At 60.2% G+C, this 18050-nt stretch carries 14 protein-coding genes; all 14 read left to right on the forward strand.

All coding sequences use genetic code 11. The annotated features are described in order from the left end of the window. Positions 1-63: 63 nt before the first annotated feature. The 14 genes from ACA056_RS01645 (at position 64) to mdoH (ending at position 17997) form a co-directional block, all read left to right on the forward strand. Positions 64-1032, forward strand: a complete 969-nt coding sequence (locus ACA056_RS01645) for an ABC transporter substrate-binding protein (protein WP_497270017.1) — start codon at positions 64-66, stop codon at positions 1030-1032. Between the two features lie 70 nt (positions 1033-1102). Next, a complete protein-coding gene (locus ACA056_RS01650; protein ID WP_283189675.1) occupies positions 1103-1954 on the forward strand; it encodes an ABC transporter permease in 852 nt (283 codons plus the stop codon). Further along, the gene (locus tag ACA056_RS01655) at positions 1951-2781 is read left to right on the forward strand and encodes a quaternary amine ABC transporter ATP-binding protein (RefSeq protein WP_008149478.1); all 831 of its coding nucleotides are present in this window, start codon (positions 1951-1953) and stop codon (positions 2779-2781) included. Before ACA056_RS01650 ends, ACA056_RS01655 begins: the two co-directional genes overlap by 4 nt. Before the next feature lie 142 nt (positions 2782-2923). Then, positions 2924-4447 carry a histidine ammonia-lyase gene (hutH, locus tag ACA056_RS01660; protein ID WP_497270020.1) on the forward strand — a complete coding sequence of 508 codons (1524 nt, stop codon included), beginning with the start codon at positions 2924-2926 and terminating at the stop codon, positions 4445-4447. 115 nt (positions 4448-4562) lie between these two features. Then, entirely contained in the window at positions 4563-6095 is a 1533-nt protein-coding gene (gene hutH, locus ACA056_RS01665; RefSeq protein WP_497270022.1) for a histidine ammonia-lyase, read from the forward strand. A 109-nt stretch (positions 6096-6204) separates the two neighbouring features. Further along, positions 6205-7614, forward strand: a complete 1410-nt coding sequence (locus ACA056_RS01670) for an amino acid permease (RefSeq protein ID WP_046045587.1) — start codon at positions 6205-6207, stop codon at positions 7612-7614. Positions 7615-7631: 17 nt separating this feature from the next. Beyond that, positions 7632-8837, forward strand: a complete 1206-nt coding sequence (gene hutI, locus ACA056_RS01675) for an imidazolonepropionase (RefSeq protein WP_415772826.1) — start codon at positions 7632-7634, stop codon at positions 8835-8837. 10 nt (positions 8838-8847) lie between these two features. Then, positions 8848-9651: an N-formylglutamate deformylase gene (gene hutG / locus ACA056_RS01680; protein WP_497270025.1), complete on the forward strand. Its 804-nt coding sequence runs from the start codon at positions 8848-8850 to the stop codon at positions 9649-9651. 239 nt (positions 9652-9890) lie between these two features. Next, positions 9891-10838 carry a choline ABC transporter substrate-binding protein gene (locus tag ACA056_RS01685; RefSeq protein WP_497270027.1) on the forward strand — a complete coding sequence of 316 codons (948 nt, stop codon included), beginning with the start codon at positions 9891-9893 and terminating at the stop codon, positions 10836-10838. Continuing rightward, on the forward strand, positions 10838-11758 hold the full coding sequence (locus ACA056_RS01690) for an alpha/beta hydrolase (RefSeq protein WP_497270029.1): 921 nt from the start codon (positions 10838-10840) through the stop codon (positions 11756-11758). The genes ACA056_RS01685 and ACA056_RS01690 overlap by 1 nt, the downstream gene beginning before the upstream one ends. Positions 11759-11871: 113 nt before the next feature. Beyond that, positions 11872-12843 (forward strand): prolyl aminopeptidase, encoded by a 972-nt coding sequence (gene pip, locus ACA056_RS01695; RefSeq protein WP_497270031.1) that lies wholly within the window; start codon positions 11872-11874, stop codon positions 12841-12843. Beyond that, on the forward strand, positions 12840-13277 hold the full coding sequence (gene dtd, locus ACA056_RS01700; RefSeq protein ID WP_497270033.1) for a D-aminoacyl-tRNA deacylase: 438 nt from the start codon (positions 12840-12842) through the stop codon (positions 13275-13277). The genes pip and dtd overlap by 4 nt, the downstream gene beginning before the upstream one ends. 321 nt (positions 13278-13598) lie before the next feature. Then, the gene (locus ACA056_RS01705; RefSeq protein WP_497270035.1) at positions 13599-15434 is read left to right on the forward strand and encodes a glucan biosynthesis protein G; all 1836 of its coding nucleotides are present in this window, start codon (positions 13599-13601) and stop codon (positions 15432-15434) included. Next, the gene (mdoH, locus tag ACA056_RS01710; RefSeq protein WP_497270037.1) at positions 15427-17997 is read left to right on the forward strand and encodes a glucans biosynthesis glucosyltransferase MdoH; all 2571 of its coding nucleotides are present in this window, start codon (positions 15427-15429) and stop codon (positions 17995-17997) included. The genes ACA056_RS01705 and mdoH overlap by 8 nt, the downstream gene beginning before the upstream one ends. Positions 17998-18050: the final 53 nt, after the last annotated feature.

The following is an 18050-nucleotide window of genomic DNA, read 5'->3' on the forward strand; positions in this document are numbered from 1 at the left end:
GTGGACAGGGCTGGATGCCTCTTGACTGCCGTAAGCCAACTCATGATTAGGAGCGTCACTACAATGAAATCGAACAAGACCCTGCTGACCACATTGCTTTCCATGGGCCTGCTGGCCAGCGCCGGCGCCACTCAGGCGGCGGGTTGGTGCGAGTCGGGCAAACCGGTGAAGTTCGCCGGCCTGAACTGGGAAAGCGCCATGCTACTGACCGACGTGCTGCAAGTCGTGTTGGAGAAAGGCTACGACTGCAAGACCGACAGCCTGCCGGGCAACTCCATCACCATGGAAAACGCCCTGAGCAGCAACGATATTCAGATCTTCGCCGAAGAGTGGGTTGGTCGTAGCGAAGTCTGGAACAAGGCCGAAAAGGCCGGCAAGGTTGTCGGTATCGGCGCTCCGGTCGTGGGTGCTGTCGAAGGCTGGTACGTGCCGCGTTATGTGATCGAAGGCGACGCCAAGCGCAAGCTGGAGCCTAAAGCTCCGGACCTGAAAGCGATCGCCGATCTGGGTAAATACGCTGCAGTGTTCAAGGATCAGGAAGAGCCATCCAAGGGCCGTTTCTATAACTGCCCGGCCGGTTGGACCTGCGAGCTGGATAACAGCGAAATGCTGAAAAGCTACGGCCTGGAAAGCACCTACACCAACTTCCGTCCGGGCACCGGTCCGGCACTGGATGCCGCGGTGCTGTCGAGCTACAAACGTGGCGAGCCGATCTTGTTCTACTACTGGTCGCCAACCCCGCTGATGGGCCAGGTTGACCTGGTGAAACTCGAAGAGAAACCAGGCGTGAACAAGGAAGTGACCATTAAGGTCGGCGTGTCCAAGGTCTTCCACGAGCAAGCCCCGGAACTGGTGGCTGTGCTGGAGAAGGTCAACCTGCCAATCGACCTGCTTAACCAGAACCTCGGGCGCATGGCCAAAGAGCGGATCGAGTCACCAAAACTGGCGAAAATCTTCCTCAAGGAACATCCTGAAGTCTGGCACGCATGGGTGAGCGAAGACGCAGCCAAAAAGATCGACGCGGCCTTGTAGGTTGAGCTTCACCGACTGCCGTCCGCGGCAGTCGGGTGCTTGATCGCAACCCCTTGATTGAGAGTCTCTTATGTTTCCCGAAAGCTTTACCTTTTCCATCGCCGACTGGGTCAACAGTTGGGTCGATTCGCTGGTCACCAACTACGGCGATGTGTTCCGCAGCATCTCCGACACCCTGTTGTGGGCCATCGTCAATCTTGAAGGGCTGCTGCGTGCGGCGCCCTGGTGGCTGATGCTGGCGATCGTGGCGGGCGTTGCCTGGCACGCGACCCGCAAAGTCGTGACCACCGCCGTGATCGTAGGCTTGTTGTTCCTGGTGGGTGCGGTCGGCCTCTGGGACAAGCTGATGCAGACCCTGGCGCTGATGATGGTGGCGACCATCATTTCGGTGATGATCGGCATTCCGCTGGGCATTCTTTCGGCACGCAGCAATCGCCTGCGTTCGATATTGATGCCGCTGCTGGACATCATGCAGACCATGCCGAGTTTCGTGTACCTGATCCCGGTGCTGATGCTGTTCGGTCTGGGCAAGGTCCCGGCGATTTTCGCCACCGTGATCTACGCCGCACCACCGCTGATCCGCCTGACTGATCTGGGTATTCGCCAGGTCGACGGCGAAGTGATGGAAGCGATCAACGCCTTCGGTGCCAACCGCTGGCAGCAACTGTTTGGCGTGCAACTTCCGCTGGCCCTGCCGAGCATCATGGCCGGGATTAACCAGACCACCATGATGGCCCTGTCGATGGTCGTGATTGCCTCGATGATTGGTGCCCGTGGCTTGGGCGAAGACGTGTTGGTGGGGATTCAGACCCTCAACGTTGGACGTGGTCTTGAGGCGGGTCTGGCGATCGTGATTCTGGCAGTGGTCATCGACCGCATTACTCAGGCGTATGGTCGGCCACGGCATGAGGTGAGCAAATGAACAACGAAGCCATCAGCAAGATCGAAGTCAAAAACGTCTTCAAGATTTTCGGCAACCGTTCCAAGGATGCGCTGGCCATGATCGGCCAGGGCAAAACCAAGGATCAAGTGCTGTCCGAAACCGGCTGTGTGGTCGGCGTGAACGACTTGTCCCTGAGCATTGGCACCGGCGAGATCTTCGTGATCATGGGCCTGTCGGGTTCCGGCAAGTCCACCCTGGTGCGCCACTTCAATCGCCTGATCGACCCGACCAGCGGCGCGATCCTGGTGGACGGCGTGGACATCCTGCAATACGACATGGAAGCCCTGCGCGAATTTCGTCGGCACAAGATCAGCATGGTGTTCCAGAGCTTTGGCCTGCTGCCGCACAAGACCGTGGTGGATAACGTCGCCTACGGCCTGAAAGTGCGCGGCGAGACCAAGCAAATGTGCTCCGAGCGCGCGTTGCACTGGATCAACACCGTGGGCCTCAAGGGCTACGAAAACAAATATCCGCATCAGCTCTCGGGCGGCATGCGTCAGCGTGTGGGCCTGGCCCGCGCCTTGGCGGCAGACACCGACATCATCCTGATGGACGAAGCCTTCAGTGCCCTCGATCCGCTGATTCGCGCGGAAATGCAGGACCAGTTGCTGGAACTGCAAAAGACCCTGCACAAGACCATCGTCTTCATCACCCACGACCTCGACGAGGCTGTGCGCATCGGCAACCGCATTGCGATCCTCAAGGATGGCCGCCTGATTCAGGTGGGTACGCCAAGAGAGATCCTGCATTCGCCGGCGGATGAGTATGTGGATCGGTTCGTACAGCGGCGGGCGGCGGTGGTTTAAGAGATTTGCGGTGTCTGTGCCGGCCTCTTCGCGAGCAGGCTCTCTCCCACAATGGAATGCATACCCCCTGTGGGAGCGAGCCTGCTCGCGAAAGCGGCGGTGAAGCTGCATCAATATTCAAGTTGTACGCACGAGGTCAAAGATGTCCCAGGCTGAAAAAATCGTTATCGCCGACGCCCCGTTGCGTTGGCAGGATGTGGTCGCCGTCGCCCGTCATGGCGCACAGCTTGAGCTGTCACCACAGGTCTGGGCGCGGATCGAAAATGCCCAAGCCATCGTCCAGCGCATCGTCGTCAGCGGCGAGCGCGCGTATGGCGTCAACACCGGCCTCGGCGCGTTGTGCAATGTCTCGCTCAAAGACGAGCAGCTCAGCCAACTGTCGCGCAACACCCTGCTCAGTCACGCCTGTGGCGTCGGCGCACCATTGGCCGACGAACAGACTCGCGCAATCATCTGCGCCGCTATTCGCAACTACAGCCATGGCAAATCCGGTATTCATCGCCAAGTCGTCGAAGGTCTTCTGGCGCTGCTCAATCGCGGCATCACCCCGCAAGTGCCGTCCCAGGGGTCGGTGGGTTACCTGACCCACATGGCCCACATCAGCATTGCGCTGCTGGGTGTCGGTAATGTCAGCTATCGCGGGCAGATCGTTTCCGCGCAGCAAGCCCTGGCCGAAGAAGGTCTGCAACCGGTTCAGCTGGGCGCCAAAGATGGCCTGTGCCTGGTGAACGGCACGCCGTGCATGTCCGGCCTCAGTTGCCTGGCACTCGCCGACGCGACACGTCTGGTGCAATGGGCCGACGTGATCGGTGCCATGAGCTTCGAAGCTCAGCGCGGTCAGATTGCCGCGTTCGATGCCGAGATCATCGCGCTCAAACCGCATCCAGGCATGCAGCAAGTCGGCATCAACCTGCGGGCATTGCTCGATGGCAGTGAAGTGATTGCCAGCAGCAAAGGCATTCGCACTCAGGATGCATTGAGCATCCGCTCGATTCCGCAAGTTCACGGCGCCGCTCGCGATCAGCTTGAGCACGCGAAAAAGCAGATCGAAACCGAACTCAACTCTGTCACCGACAACCCGATGCTGCTGGGCACGCCGGACGACTTCCGGGTGGTGTCCCAGGCCAACCCGCACGGCCAATCCGTGGCCTTGGCGGCGGATTTGCTGGCTATCGCCATGGCCGAAATCGGCTCCATCGCCGAACGTCGCCTGGATCGCCTGATCAACCCGCATGTCAGCGGTTTGCCGGCATTCCTGGTGGCCAATCCGGGGGTGAACTCCGGAATGATGATCGTCCAGTACGTCGCCGCTTCGCTGTGTGCGGAAAACCGTCAGTTGGCGCAACCGGCGGTACTCGACAACTACGTCACCTCGGGCCTGCAGGAAGATCACCTGAGCCTGGGCACCAACGCTGCGCTGAAGCTGCATCGCGCCCTGGAAAACTGCACACAGATTCTCGCCATCGAGTATTTGCTGGCGTCTCAGGCGTTTGAATTCCTGAAAGAGCAACGCTTCGGCGCCGGCACCGATGCCGCCTGGCGTCTGCTGCGCGAGCGAGTCCCGGCCTACGACCAGGACCGCTGGCTGGCACCGGACATCGCCAGTGCCGCCGCCGTTTTGAAAGACCCGATTTTGCTGCACAAAGTGTTACCGAACCTGAACTGATTTCCACCACACCAGCGTGCCAAGGCGCGGCTCCCCAGAAGGCGAGACGCGACGGACAACGGACATCTCCGGAGCGTCTGGTGAGTTAATGACAAACTCTCAAAAGGAGCACGAAATGACTGCGCTAAACCTGATTCCCGGCCAACTGAGCCTTGCCCAACTGCGTGATATCTATCAGCAGCCGGTCAAAATCACCCTCGATGACAGCGCCTCGGCGCAGATCGAAGCCAGCGTTGCCTGCGTGGAACAGATCCTCGCCGAGAACCGCACCGCTTATGGCATCAACACCGGTTTCGGCCTGCTGGCTTCGACCCGTATCGCCAGCGAAGACCTGGAAAACCTGCAGCGCTCGCTGGTGCTGTCCCACGCCGCCGGTGTCGGCGAGCCGATCAGCGACGCGCTGGTTCGCTTGGTCATGGTGCTCAAGGTCAACAGCCTGAGCCGTGGTTTCTCCGGCATTCGTCGCAAGGTCATCGATGCACTGATCGCCCTGATCAATGCCGAGGTTTACCCGCACATTCCATTGAAAGGTTCGGTCGGTGCATCCGGTGACTTGGCGCCTCTGGCCCATATGTCTTTGGTGCTGCTGGGCGAAGGTAAAGCTCGCTACAAAGGCGAGTGGATGGAAGCAACCGAAGCGCTGAAAGTCGCCGGTCTGACCCCGCTGACCCTGGCCGCGAAAGAAGGTCTGGCGCTGCTCAACGGTACTCAGGTGTCCACCGCTTACGCGCTGCGTGGTCTGTTCGAAGGTGAGGATCTGTTCGCTGGCGCTGTGGCGCTGGGCGCACTGACCGTTGAAGCGGTATTGGGCTCGCGCTCGCCGTTTGATGCTCGCATCCACGCCGCTCGTGGCCAGAAAGGCCAGATCGACGCCGCTGCCGCTTACCGCGATCTTCTGGGCGAGCGCAGCGAAGTCTCCGACTCGCACCAGAACTGCGACAAGGTCCAGGACCCGTACTCCCTGCGCTGCCAGCCGCAAGTCATGGGCGCTTGCCTGACCCAGTTCCGTCAGGCCGCCGAAGTGCTCGCCATCGAAGCCAACGCCGTTTCGGACAACCCGCTGGTGTTCGCCGCTGAAGGCGACGTGATCTCCGGCGGTAACTTCCACGCCGAACCGGTGGCCATGGCTGCCGACAACATGGCGTTGGCCATCGCTGAAATCGGTTCCCTGAGCGAGCGCCGTATCTCGCTGATGATGGACAAGCACATGTCGCAACTGCCGCCGTTCCTGGTGGCCAATGGCGGCGTGAACTCCGGCTTCATGATTGCTCAGGTGACCGCTGCGGCACTGGCCAGCGAGAACAAGGCACTGTCCCATCCGCACTCGGTGGACAGCTTGCCGACTTCGGCGAACCAGGAAGACCACGTTTCCATGGCCCCGGCTGCCGGCAAGCGCCTGTGGGAAATGGCCGAAAACACGCGCGGCGTTCTCGCGGTGGAATGGTTGGCTGCGGTCCAAGGTCTGGATCTGCGCGATGGTCTGAAGACTTCTTCGAAGCTGGAAGAGGCTCGCGGGATTCTGCGTGCGAAAGTGCCTTTCTATGAAAAGGATCGCTTCTTTGCGCCGGATATCAACGCGGCGAGCGAGTTGTTGGCGACCCGTTGCCTGAACGCGCTGGTACCGGCGAAGTTGCTGCCTAGCCTGTAATGGCCCCATCGCGAGCAAGCTCGCTCCCACATTGGAATGCATATCCCTGTGGGAGCGAGCTTGCTCGCGATTCGATTTTGCGTCGAATAAGAATAATTAGGGACGAGCAATGCAACAGTCAGAAAAGGGTTTGAAACGCGGGCTCTCTGCCCGACATATTCGCTTCATGGCGCTGGGGTCGGCGATCGGCACCGGGCTGTTTTACGGTTCTGCCTCGGCCATTCAAATGGCCGGCCCCGCGGTCCTGCTCGCTTACCTGATCGGTGGCGCGGCGGTGTTCATGGTCATGCGCGCCCTCGGTGAGATGGCGGTGCACAACCCGGTGGCGGGCTCTTTCGGCCACTACGCCAGCACCTACCTGGGGCCGATGGCGGGCTTCATCCTCGGTTGGACCTACGCGTTTGAAATGGTCATCGTCGGCATGGCCGACGTCACCGCGTTCGGTATTTACATGGGCTTCTGGTTTCCGGAAGTCGCCCGCTGGATCTGGGTGCTAGGCATCGTTTCGGTGGTCGGCGGCTTGAACCTGTGCAACGTCAAAGTCTTCGGTGAAATGGAGTTCTGGCTGTCGCTGCTCAAGGTCGCGGCCATCGTCGCGATGATCCTCGGTGGCTTCGGCATCATGCTGTTCGGCATCAGCACGGCGCCGGGCGCCCAGGCGACCGACATCAGCAATCTCTGGAGCCATGGCGGCTTCATGCCCAATGGCGTGGGCGGCCTGATCGCTTCGTTCGCGGTGGTGATGTTTGCGTTCGGCGGCATTGAAATCATCGGCGTAACGGCCGGTGAAGCCAAAGACCCGCAGCGCGTGCTGCCCAGGGCGATCAATGCCGTACCGTTGCGTATCCTGCTGTTCTACGTGCTGACGATGTTCGTACTGATGTCGATCTTTCCATGGCAGCAGATCGGCAGCCAAGGCAGTCCATTCGTGCAGATCTTCGACAACCTGGGGATCAGCTCGGCGGCGACCATTCTCAATATCGTGGTGATCTCTGCGGCGGTATCGGCGATCAACAGTGACATCTTCGGCGCGGGCCGCATGATGTACGGTCTGGCTCAGCAAGGGCATGCGCCCAAGGGCTTCGCCCGCTTGTCGCGCAACGGCGTGCCATGGATGACTGTGGTGGTAATGAGTGCCGCGCTACTGCTGGGTGTGCTGCTGAACTACCTGATTCCGGAAAACGTATTTCTGTTGATCGCCTCCATCGCGACCTTTGCGACGGTGTGGGTCTGGTTGATGATTCTGTTCACCCAAGTGGCCATGCGTCGTTCCATGAGCGCGGAGCAGGTCGCCCAACTGAAATTCCCGGTGCCGTTCTGGCCCTATGCGCCGATGGCGGCGATTGCCTTCATGCTGTTCATCTTTGGCGTGCTGGGCTATTTCCCGGACACCCAGGCGGCTCTGATCGTCGGCGTGGTCTGGATTGTATTGCTGGTGCTGGCCTACCTGACGTGGGTGAAACCAGCGGCAGGCAAGGCAGTACCGGTGGAGCGGGAACCTTCTTTTTCTCATCGATAACCTAACGGAGGCCACGGATGAAAACTCTCTGGCAACACTGCCACGTCGCAACCATGGCGCAAGGCGCCTACTCGATCATCGAGGATGCGGCCATCGTGACGTCAGGAGCGCACATTGAGTGGATCGGCCCACGCGCTGAACTGCCGTCGGGCGAGTACCCGGCAGTCAATGATCTTAAAGGGGCCTGGGTGACGCCGGGCCTGATCGACTGCCACACCCACACGGTGTTCGGCGGTAACCGCAGCGGTGAATTCGAACAGCGTCTGCAAGGCGTCAGCTATGCAGAAATCGCAGCGGCCGGTGGTGGCATCGCCAGCACCGTACGCGCCACTCGCGCGGCCACTGAAGACGAGCTGTTCGCCAGCGCCGCCAAGCGTCTGAAGAGCCTGATGCGCGACGGCGTGACCACGGTCGAAATGAAATCCGGCTACGGCCTGGACCTGGCCAGCGAACGCAAGATCCTGCGGGTCATCCGCCGTCTCGGCGCCGAACTGCCGGTCAGCGTGCGCAGCACCTGCCTGGCCGCTCATGCTTTGCCGCCGGAATACGCGGACCGTGCCGACGACTACATCGATCACATCTGCGCCGAGATGCTCCCGGCCTTGGCCGCCGAAGGGTTGGTGGATGCGGTGGACGCGTTCTGTGAGTACCTGGCGTTTTCGCCGGCGCAGGTCGAGCGGGTGTTCATCACCGCGCAACAACTCGGTTTGCCGGTGAAGCTGCACGCCGAACAGTTGTCGTCGTTGCATGGTTCGAGTCTGGCTGCGCGTTACCACGCACTGTCGGCCGATCACCTGGAATTCATGACCGAAGACGACGCCATCGCCATGGCCAAGTCCGGTACCGTCGCGGTGTTGCTGCCTGGCGCCTTTTACTTCCTGCGGGAAACCCAATTGCCGCCGATGGAGGCTCTGCGCAAACACGGCGTGAAAATCGCCATCGCCAGCGACCTCAACCCGGGCACCTCACCGGCACTGTCGTTGCGTTTGATGCTGAACATGGCGTGCACCTGTTTCCGCATGACCCCGGAAGAAGCCTTGGCGGGTGCAACGATTCATGCCGCCACCGCGCTGGGCATGGCTGAAACCCACGGTTCGCTGGAAGTCGGCAAGTGTGCAGATTTCGTCGCCTGGCAAATCGATCGGCCGGCCGACCTGTCGTACTGGCTGGGCGGTGACCTGGAAAAACGCGTCGTGCGTCACGGCGTTGAAGTGAGCATTTAGGAGAACAGTTGTGGATAAGGTTCTGAACTTCAAACAAGGTCGCGTACCGCTGCTGATCAGCATGCCCCACGCCGGCCTGCGCCTGACCCCGGCAGTTGAAGCCGGGTTGATCCCCGACGCGAAAAGCCTGCCGGACACTGACTGGCATATCCCGCAGCTTTACGAATTTGCTGCCGAGCTGGGCGCCAGCACCTTGGCCGCCGAGTACTCGCGTTTTGTCATCGACCTGAATCGACCGTCTGACGACAAGCCTTTGTATGTTGGCGCGACCACCGGCCTGTACCCGGCGACGCTGTTCGACGGTATTCCGTTGTTCCGCGAAGGGCATGAGCCGTCGACTGCAGAACGCGCGACTTACCTGGAGCAGATCTGGACGCCGTATCACAGCACCTTGCAGAACGAGCTGGCGCGGCTGAAAGCCGAGTTCGGCTACGCGCTGCTGTTCGATGCGCACTCGATCCGCTCGATCATTCCGCACCTGTTCGACGGCAAGCTGCCGGACTTCAACCTCGGCACCTTCAACGGCGCCAGTTGCGATCCACAGTTGGCCACTCAGCTGGAAGCCATCTGTGCGCGCCACGGCGATTACAGCCATGTGCTGAACGGTCGCTTCAAGGGCGGCCACATCACCCGGCATTACGGCAATCCGGCCGAGAACATTCATGCCGTGCAACTGGAGTTGGGCCAGTGTACGTACATGGAAGAGTTCGAGCCGTTCCGTTATCGCCCGGACCTGGCGGCGCCGACTCAGGTGGTGCTCAAGGAATTGCTGCAAGGCTTGCTCGCGTGGGGCGAAAAACGCTACGCCGCATAACCCTGTGGGAGCGAGCCTGCTCGCGATGGCGGACTGTCAGTCGAAATTAGTGTTGTTTGACACACCGCTTTCGCGAGCAAGCTCGCTCCCACAGGTAAAGCACTTCGTTACCAAGTCGCCACCGTGCAAAACACGGTCGCTACAGTTCGCTTTTACCCTCTCGACGCTGCGTAATGTTCCGGGCACGGTGCACAAAGACACCGGCCCACAATAATCCGCTGCCGCACGAGACTCTCCCGATGAAAAGACTGTTTACCCGCTGGCTCTCAATCCTCTGCGGCACTGCTCTCCTGAGCACCAGCGTTCTGGCCAGTGACGACGCTTCCTGCAAGGCCGTGCGCATGGGCGTGGTCAACTGGACCGACGTGATCGCTACCAGTGGCATGGCCGATGTGCTGCTCAACGGCCTCGGCTACGAAAGCAAGCAAACCAGCGCCGTGCAGCAAATCATCTTCGCCGGCATCCGCGACAAGCGTCTGGACATCTACCTCGGTTACTGGAAACCGGCGATGGACAAAAACATCGCGCCGTTCCTGGCTGCCAATCAGGTGAAGGTCATGGACAAACCGAGCCTGGCCGATGCTCAGGCGACCCTCGCCGTACCTGAGTATGTCGCCGAAGCGGGTCTGAAAACTTTCGCCGATATCGCCAAATTCAAGGATCAGCTCGGCGGCAAGATCTACGGCATCGAGCCGGGCAGCGGCGCCAACACCACCATTAAAACCATGATCGAGACCAATCAATTTGGCTTGAAGGATTTCAAGCTGATCGAGTCGGGTGAGGCCGGCATGCTTGCCGCCGTTCAGCGGGCGGTGAATCGCAAGGAATTCGTGGTGTTCGTCGGCTGGACCCCGCACCCGATGAACATCAACATGAAAGTCGCCTACCTGACCGGCAGCGAAGACGTTTACGGCCCGAACGAGGGCGCCGCCACCGTCTCCACCGTGACCGCCCCGGATTACGCCCAGCGCTGCCCGAACGTGAATCGCCTGCTGGAAAACCTGACCTTCACCGCGGCCCAGGAAAGCCAGTTGATGGTGCCGATCATGGAGCGCAAGACGCCGCAGGACGTTGCCAGACAATGGCTGCGTGATCATCCCGAGGATCTGCAGCGCTGGCTCGCCGGTGTCACCAGTTTTGATGGCGAGGATGGCGTGGCGACCGTTCAGACCCGTTTGAAACTTTGATGAGTTCTTATCCGTTATCCGAGCAAATGACGGCTTTCGTCGAGAAAACCGTCAGTTTCAACAGCACCGACAGCAGCCTCGCCGGATTGCGTCAGGCCTACAGCGGGATGTGCCGGGCATTCACCCCGTCGCGTCCCGCCGGGCTTTATGTGGTGGATTTTGAATTGGCCGGCGTGCCGGTGCGGTCTTATCAACCGCCGGTTTCGCCACCGACCAGCGGTTGCCCGTGCATCGTGTATCTGCACGGCGGCGGTTGGGTGGTGGGGGATCTGGATTCCCACGACTTCATCTGCGCCGAACTGGCATCGACGCTCGGTGTGCTGGTGATCGCCGTCGATTATCGGTTGGCGCCGGAACATCCGTTTCCGGCGGCGTTCGAGGATTGTCTGAACGTCTGGCGCGCGCTACGGACCGGGCCATTCCGGCTCGATCCCGAGCGAACACTGGTGGCCGGGGACAGCGCCGGTGGCAACCTTGCGGCGGCGTTGTGTCTGGCGTTGCGCGATGCGGGCGAGCCATTGCCGGCGGCTCAGGTGCTGATTTATCCGGGGCTGGGCGGCGATCACCGATTGCCGTCGCGCAGCGAATGCATCGATGCTCCCTTGCTCAGCAGCAGCGACCTGGATTGTTATCACGCCCTGTACTTGCGCGGCACCGGACAGCCAAGTACCTATGCGATGCCGTTGCTCGCCGAGGACTTCAGGGGCTTGCCGCCGGCCTTGATCGCCGTGGCGCAATTCGATCCGTTGCGCGATGACGGCATGCTCTACGCGGAGCGACTGAACGCAGCAGGCGTGGCAGCGACACTTTATTACGGGGAGGGTTTGGTTCACGGCTGTTTGCGGGCTCGGGGGCAGGTCGCCGAGGTCGATGCACTCTATGAAACGCTGCTCGGCTATTTGTCTGAAAAAACCGGCTGAAAAACTCTGACTCTGCAAGGCATGCTCATTGGCGTAATTCGGGTTTATGATGCCGGACGGCAGAATAATAGATGTCCCCCCAGGGATGACCTCGACCCCTTACGGAGCGCGCAATGCAGACTTTGTACCCGCAGATCAAACCCCACGCCCGGCACGATCTGGCCGTCGATGAAACCCACACGCTGTATGTCGACGAAAGCGGTTCGCCGGAAGGTTTGCCGGTTGTATTCATCCACGGCGGCCCCGGCGCCGGGTGTGATGCCCAGAGCCGTCGGTATTTCGATCCGAACCTGTATCGCATTGTGACCTTCGACCAGCGCGGTTGCGGTCGTTCCACGCCCCATGCCAGCCTGGAAAACAACACCACCTGGGATCTGGTCGCCGACCTTGAGCGGATTCGCCAGCACCTTGGCATTGATAAATGGGTGTTGTTCGGCGGTTCGTGGGGTTCGACCCTGGCACTTGCCTACGCGCAAACCCACCCGGAGCGTGTGCACGGTCTGATTCTGCGCGGGATTTTTCTTTGCCGCCCGCAGGAAATCGAATGGTTCTACCAGTGTGGCGCCAGTCGTCTGTTCCCCGATTACTGGCAGGACTACATCGCGCCGATCCCGCTGGACGAGCGCGAAGACTTGCTCTCGGCTTTCCACAAGCGCCTGATCGGCAACGATCAGATTGCCCAGATGCACGCGGCCAAGGCCTGGTCCACCTGGGAAGGCCGGACCGCCACCCTGCGCCCGAACCCGATGGTGGTCGATCGTTTCTCCGAGCCACAGCGCGCACTGTCGATTGCCCGCATCGAATGTCACTACTTCACCAACAATGCGTTCCTTGAGCCCAACCAGCTGATCCGCGACATGGGCAAGATCGCCCATTTGCCTGGCGTGATCGTCCACGGTCGCTACGACGTGATCTGCCCGCTGGACAACGCCTGGGAACTGCATCAGAACTGGCCGAACAGTGAATTGCAGGTGATCCGTGACGCCGGCCACGCCGCCTCCGAACCTGGCATTACTGACGCACTGGTTCGCGCCGCCAATCAGATGGCCCATCGTCTGCTCGACCTGGCCCCTGAAGAAGCATGAAGGGCCTGCTGCAACGCGTGCGTGGCGCGCGAGTCGAGATAGCGGGGGAGGTGGTTGGCGCCGTTGATCAGGGTTTGCTGGTGCTGGTGGCCGTCGAGCCCGAGGATACTCGGGCCAGCGCCGACAAACTTCTGCAGAAACTGCTTAACTATCGTGTGTTCAGTGACGCCGAGGGCAAGATGAATCTGTCCCTGGCGGATGTAGGCGGTGGGTTGCTGCTGGTCTCACAGTTCACCCTGGCCGCCGATACCAAGAGCGGGTTGCGTCCGAGTTTTTCGACCGCTGCCCCTCCGGCCCTGGGCGAGGAACTTTTCGACTATTTATTAGGTAAGGCGAAACAGGTGCATGGCACTGTGGCATCAGGTAGATTCGGCGCGGATATGCAGGTGCACCTGGTCAACGACGGCCCGGTAACCTTCCTGTTACAGACCTGAAAGCGCTTGAAACATGTTTTTAAGGGCTTTTCGACTGAAAACAGGCGTTTTTCGCGATAAATACTTTGTTACCCCTGATGCGTTGTAACGCGGCCTACTAGATAATCGCGCGCTACGGGGATCAGCGTTCGTTGGTCCATTTTGACTTAGGTAGAGACTTGTCCTGAACCTCTTGGGGAATCATTTAGCCCCATAGGAGTCGGAACAATGCTCGCCAACTTGGCAAGAGTGGTCTGTAGGGTCGGTTTTTTCATGCCGTATACCTCACAGGCACTTTAACTGGCCGTTGGTTTTTTGATCTGTTTTCGGCGAGGGTTGCTCGTGATTGTTAGTCCCTGTAATGCAAAATTGTCTGCCAAACGGTTACGAAGCGCTCTGGTAGCGGGCTCTGCACTGCTCTGCCTGCTCAGCGCCGGTCAGCTTTGGGCATTCAATCTGGATGATGTATCGGTCAAGGCAAAAGAGCTGGCCGGGCAGAAGTACGAAGCTCCGCGCAGTAACCTGCCGAACGAGTTCCGCGAGATGAAATTCGCGGACTATCAAAAAATTCGCTTCCTGACCGAAAAAGCCGAGTGGGCCGATCAGAAAACCCCGTTCAAGCTGTCGTTCTATCACCAGGGTATGCATTTCGATACGCCGGTGAAAATCAACGAAATCACAGCTAACACCGTCGAAGAGATCAAATACGACCCAAGTCGTTTCGATTTCGGCGACGTGAAGTTCGATCCTAAAGCCACCGAGCAACTGGGTTATGCCGGTTTCCGTGTGCTTTACCCGGTCAACAAGGCTGACAAGCAAGACGAAATCATGACCATGCTCGGCGCCAGTTACTTCCGCGTTGTCGGCAAGGGTCACACCTATGGCTTGTCCGCTCGCGGCATGGCCATCGATACCGCTTTGCCATCCGGCGAAGAATTCCCGCGTTTCACCGAGTTCTGGATTCAACAGCCAAAACCGGGTGACAAGCATCTGGTGATCTTTGCGCTGCTGGATTCGCCACGCGCTACCGGTGCCTATCGCCTGACCTTGCGTCCGGGCAGCGACACCGTCGTCGACGTCAAGGCCAAGATGTTCCTGCGTGACAAGGTCACCAAGCTTGGCGTTGCGCCGCTGACCAGCATGTTCCTGTTCGGCGCCAACCAGCCGTCGAAAGTGCTGAACTACCGTCGCGAACTGCATGACTCCAGCGGTCTGTCGATCCATGCCGGTAACGGCGAGTGGATCTGGCGCCCACTGAACAATCCGAAACACTTGTCGGTGAGCAACTTCTCGATCGAGAACCCGCGCGGTTTCGGTCTGCTGCAACGTGGCCGCGACTTCAGCCACTACGAAGACCTCGACGACCGCTACGACAAGCGCCCAAGTGCCTGGATCGAACCAAAAGGTGATTGGGGCAAGGGCTCCGTCGATCTGGTAGAGATTCCGACTGCCGACGAAACCAACGACAATATCGTTGCGTTCTGGAGCCCGGAAAAACTGCCTGAGCCTGGTCAGCCGCTGGACGTCGCTTACCGCATGCACTGGACCATCGACGAAGCCGCGCTTCACGCACCGGACAGCGCCTGGGTTCAACAGACCCTGCGTTCCACGGGTGACGTGAAACAGTCCAACCTGATTCGTCAGCCGGACGGTAGCGTTGCTTATCTGGTGGACTTCGAAGGCCCGTCCCTTGCGGCATTGCCGGGAGATACGGACGTTCGTAGCCAGGTCAGCGTTGGCGAGAATGCCGAGCTGGTCGAGAACAGCGTACGTTACAACCCTGAAACCAAGGGCTGGCGCCTGACGCTGCGGATGAAAATCAAGGATCCGGGCAAGCCTACCGAGATGCGTGCTGCACTGGTCAAGAACATCGTAACTGCCGACCTGGCCAAAACATCGTTGCCGGCATCCAATTCTTCCGTCGCCAAGGCTGACAAGATTGCCGCTCGGCAGCAGGAGAAGCTGGACAAGGAAGCCAAGGAAACCAAGCAGGCTGAGGCCAAGCAGGTTGAAACCAAGCAGGTAGAAGCCAAGCCAGCCGCAGATTCCAAGGACAAGGACAACAAAGACGCCAAGCAGCCAGTCGCTGCCGAGGCGGTCCCAGCCACACCGGAATCGGTACCGACTGAAGAAGTCCTGACCGAGACCTGGAGCTACCAGTTGCCTGCCGATGAGTAATTCTCAAGTACAGCCAGAGACTCTTGCCGAGTATCTGGCGCATTTGCCGATGACCGACCAGCAGCGCGCGGAACTCGCGGGCTGCCAGTCTTTCAGCGAATTGCATGAACGCCTTTCGTCCTCGACGTTCGACGCACCGACCGAGGCGGCTCAAGCTTCGGTCGGTCGTCGCCTGACCCTGAACACCGCCGATGAACTGGCCGACGCTGAAATGCTGGTGCTCGACGCCAGCGGCCGGGTCTGCCTGCGGGCAACCCCGCCGATCCGTCGGACCAAAGTCGTGCCGGAGCCGTGGCGCACCAACATTCTGGTGCGTGGCTGGCGTCGTCTGACCGGTCGCACCAATCCGCCGGCCCCGCCTAAGGATGAGAATGTGCTGCCGGCGGCTCGCTGGCGCACTGTCGGTTCGATCCGCCGCTACATTCTGCTGGTATTGATGCTCGGCCAGACCATCGTTGCCGGCTGGTACATGAAAGGCCTCATGCCGTACCAGGGCTGGTCGTTCGTCGACCTTGAAGAAGTCCTGCACCAGCCGTTCCTGCAAACCGTCACGCAAGTGATGCCGTATGCGCTGCAAACCAGCATTCTGATTCTGTTCGGAATTCTGTTCTGCTGGGTGTCGGCCGGTTTCTGGACCGCGTTGATGGGTTTCCTCGAGTTGCTCACCGGTCACGACAAATACCGCATTTCCGGTAAAAGCGCCGGTAACGAGCCGATCCCTACGGGCGCGCGCACCGCTCTGGTGATGCCGATCTGCAACGAAGACGTGCCGCGAGTGTTTGCCGGTCTGCGGGCGACCTTCGAGTCGGTCGCGGCCACGGGTGACCTGGATCGCTTCGACTTCTTTGTCCTCAGCGACAGTAACGACGCCGATATCTGCGTCGCCGAGCAACAGGCCTGGCTGGACGTCTGCCGTGAAGCCAAGGGCTTCGGCAAGATCTTCTATCGCCGCCGTCGCCGTCGCGTTAAGCGTAAAAGCGGTAACCTCGACGACTTCTGCCGTCGTTGGGGCGGTGATTACAAGTACATGGTCGTGCTCGACGCGGACTCCGTGATGAGCGGCGATTGCCTGACCAGTCTGGTGCGCTTGATGGAAGCCACCCCGGACGCCGGGATCATCCAGACCGCGCCGCGCGCGTCTGGCATGGACACGCTGTATGCACGCATGCAGCAGTTCGCCACCCGCGTGTACGGTCCGCTGTTTACCGCCGGTCTGCACTTCTGGCAGTTGGGCGAATCCCACTACTGGGGCCACAACGCCATCATCCGCATGAAGCCGTTCATCGAGCACTGCGCCCTGGCGCCGTTGCCCGGTAAAGGCGCGTTTGCCGGTGCAATTCTGTCCCATGACTTCGTTGAAGCGGCGCTGATGCGCCGTGCCGGCTGGGGCGTGTGGATTGCCTACGACTTGCCGGGCAGCTACGAAGAATTGCCGCCGAACCTGCTGGACGAACTCAAGCGTGACCGTCGCTGGTGTCACGGCAACCTGATGAACTTCCGGTTGTTCCTGGTAAAAGGCATGCACCCGGTGCACCGTGCGGTGTTCCTGACGGGCGTGATGTCTTACTTGTCGGCGCCGTTGTGGTTCTTCTTCCTCGTGCTGTCGACGGCGCTGCTGGCGGTCAACACGCTGATGGAGCCGCAATACTTCCTTGAGCCGCGCCAGCTCTATCCGTTGTGGCCACAATGGCACCCGGACAAGGCGATCGCGCTGTTCTCGACCACCGTCGTGCTGCTGTTCCTGCCGAAGTTGTTGAGCATCATCCTGATCTGGGCCAAGGGCGCGAAAGAGTTCGGTGGCAAGTTCAAGGTGACCCTGTCGATGCTGCTGGAGATGCTGTTCTCCATGCTGCTGGCGCCGGTGCGGATGATTTTCCACACCCGTTTCGTACTCGCCGCGTTCCTCGGCTGGGCCGCGACCTGGAACTCGCCGCAACGTGACGACGACTCCACGCCATGGAGCGAAGCGGTAAAACGCCACGGTCCGCAAACCTTGCTGGGCTTCTTCTGGGCCCTGTTGGTGATCTGGCTGAACCCGAGCTTCCTCTGGTGGCTGGTGCCGATCGTCGGTTCGTTGATGCTGTCGATTCCGGTGTCGGTGATCTCCAGCCGAGTCGGCCTGGGCCTCAAGTCCCGTGACGAAAGCCTGTTCCTGATCCCTGAGGAATACAATCCGCCACAGGCGTTGGTGGCAACCGACCAGTACACCCACGAAAACCGTTGGCATGCGCTGAACGACGGCTTCGTCCGGGCAGTGGTCGATCCACAGCAGAACGCGTTGGCGTGCTCGCTGGCGACGTCCCGTCACCGTGAGGCCGAGCCGATCGAGTGGCTGCGGATCGAACGGGTGCGTCATGCGCTGAAAGCCGGGCCTGAGGGTCTGACCAACAATGAGCGCGTGGAACTGCTCAGTGACCCGGTAGCACTGGGTCGTCTGCATGAGCAGATCTGGAACGAAGGTCACCCCGAGTGGCTGGAAGCGTGGCGTAAATCGGTGAAAGCCGATCCCCATGCCCCGCTGTTGCCGCTCAAGCCGCTGAGTGTGCAGCCTCAGCTGGCCTGACAAAAAACCCCGCTAAATTAGCGGGGTTTTTTATTTGTGGTGGGGCATGAATT

It is taken from the genome of Pseudomonas sp. LBUM1666 (genome assembly GCF_059695775.1).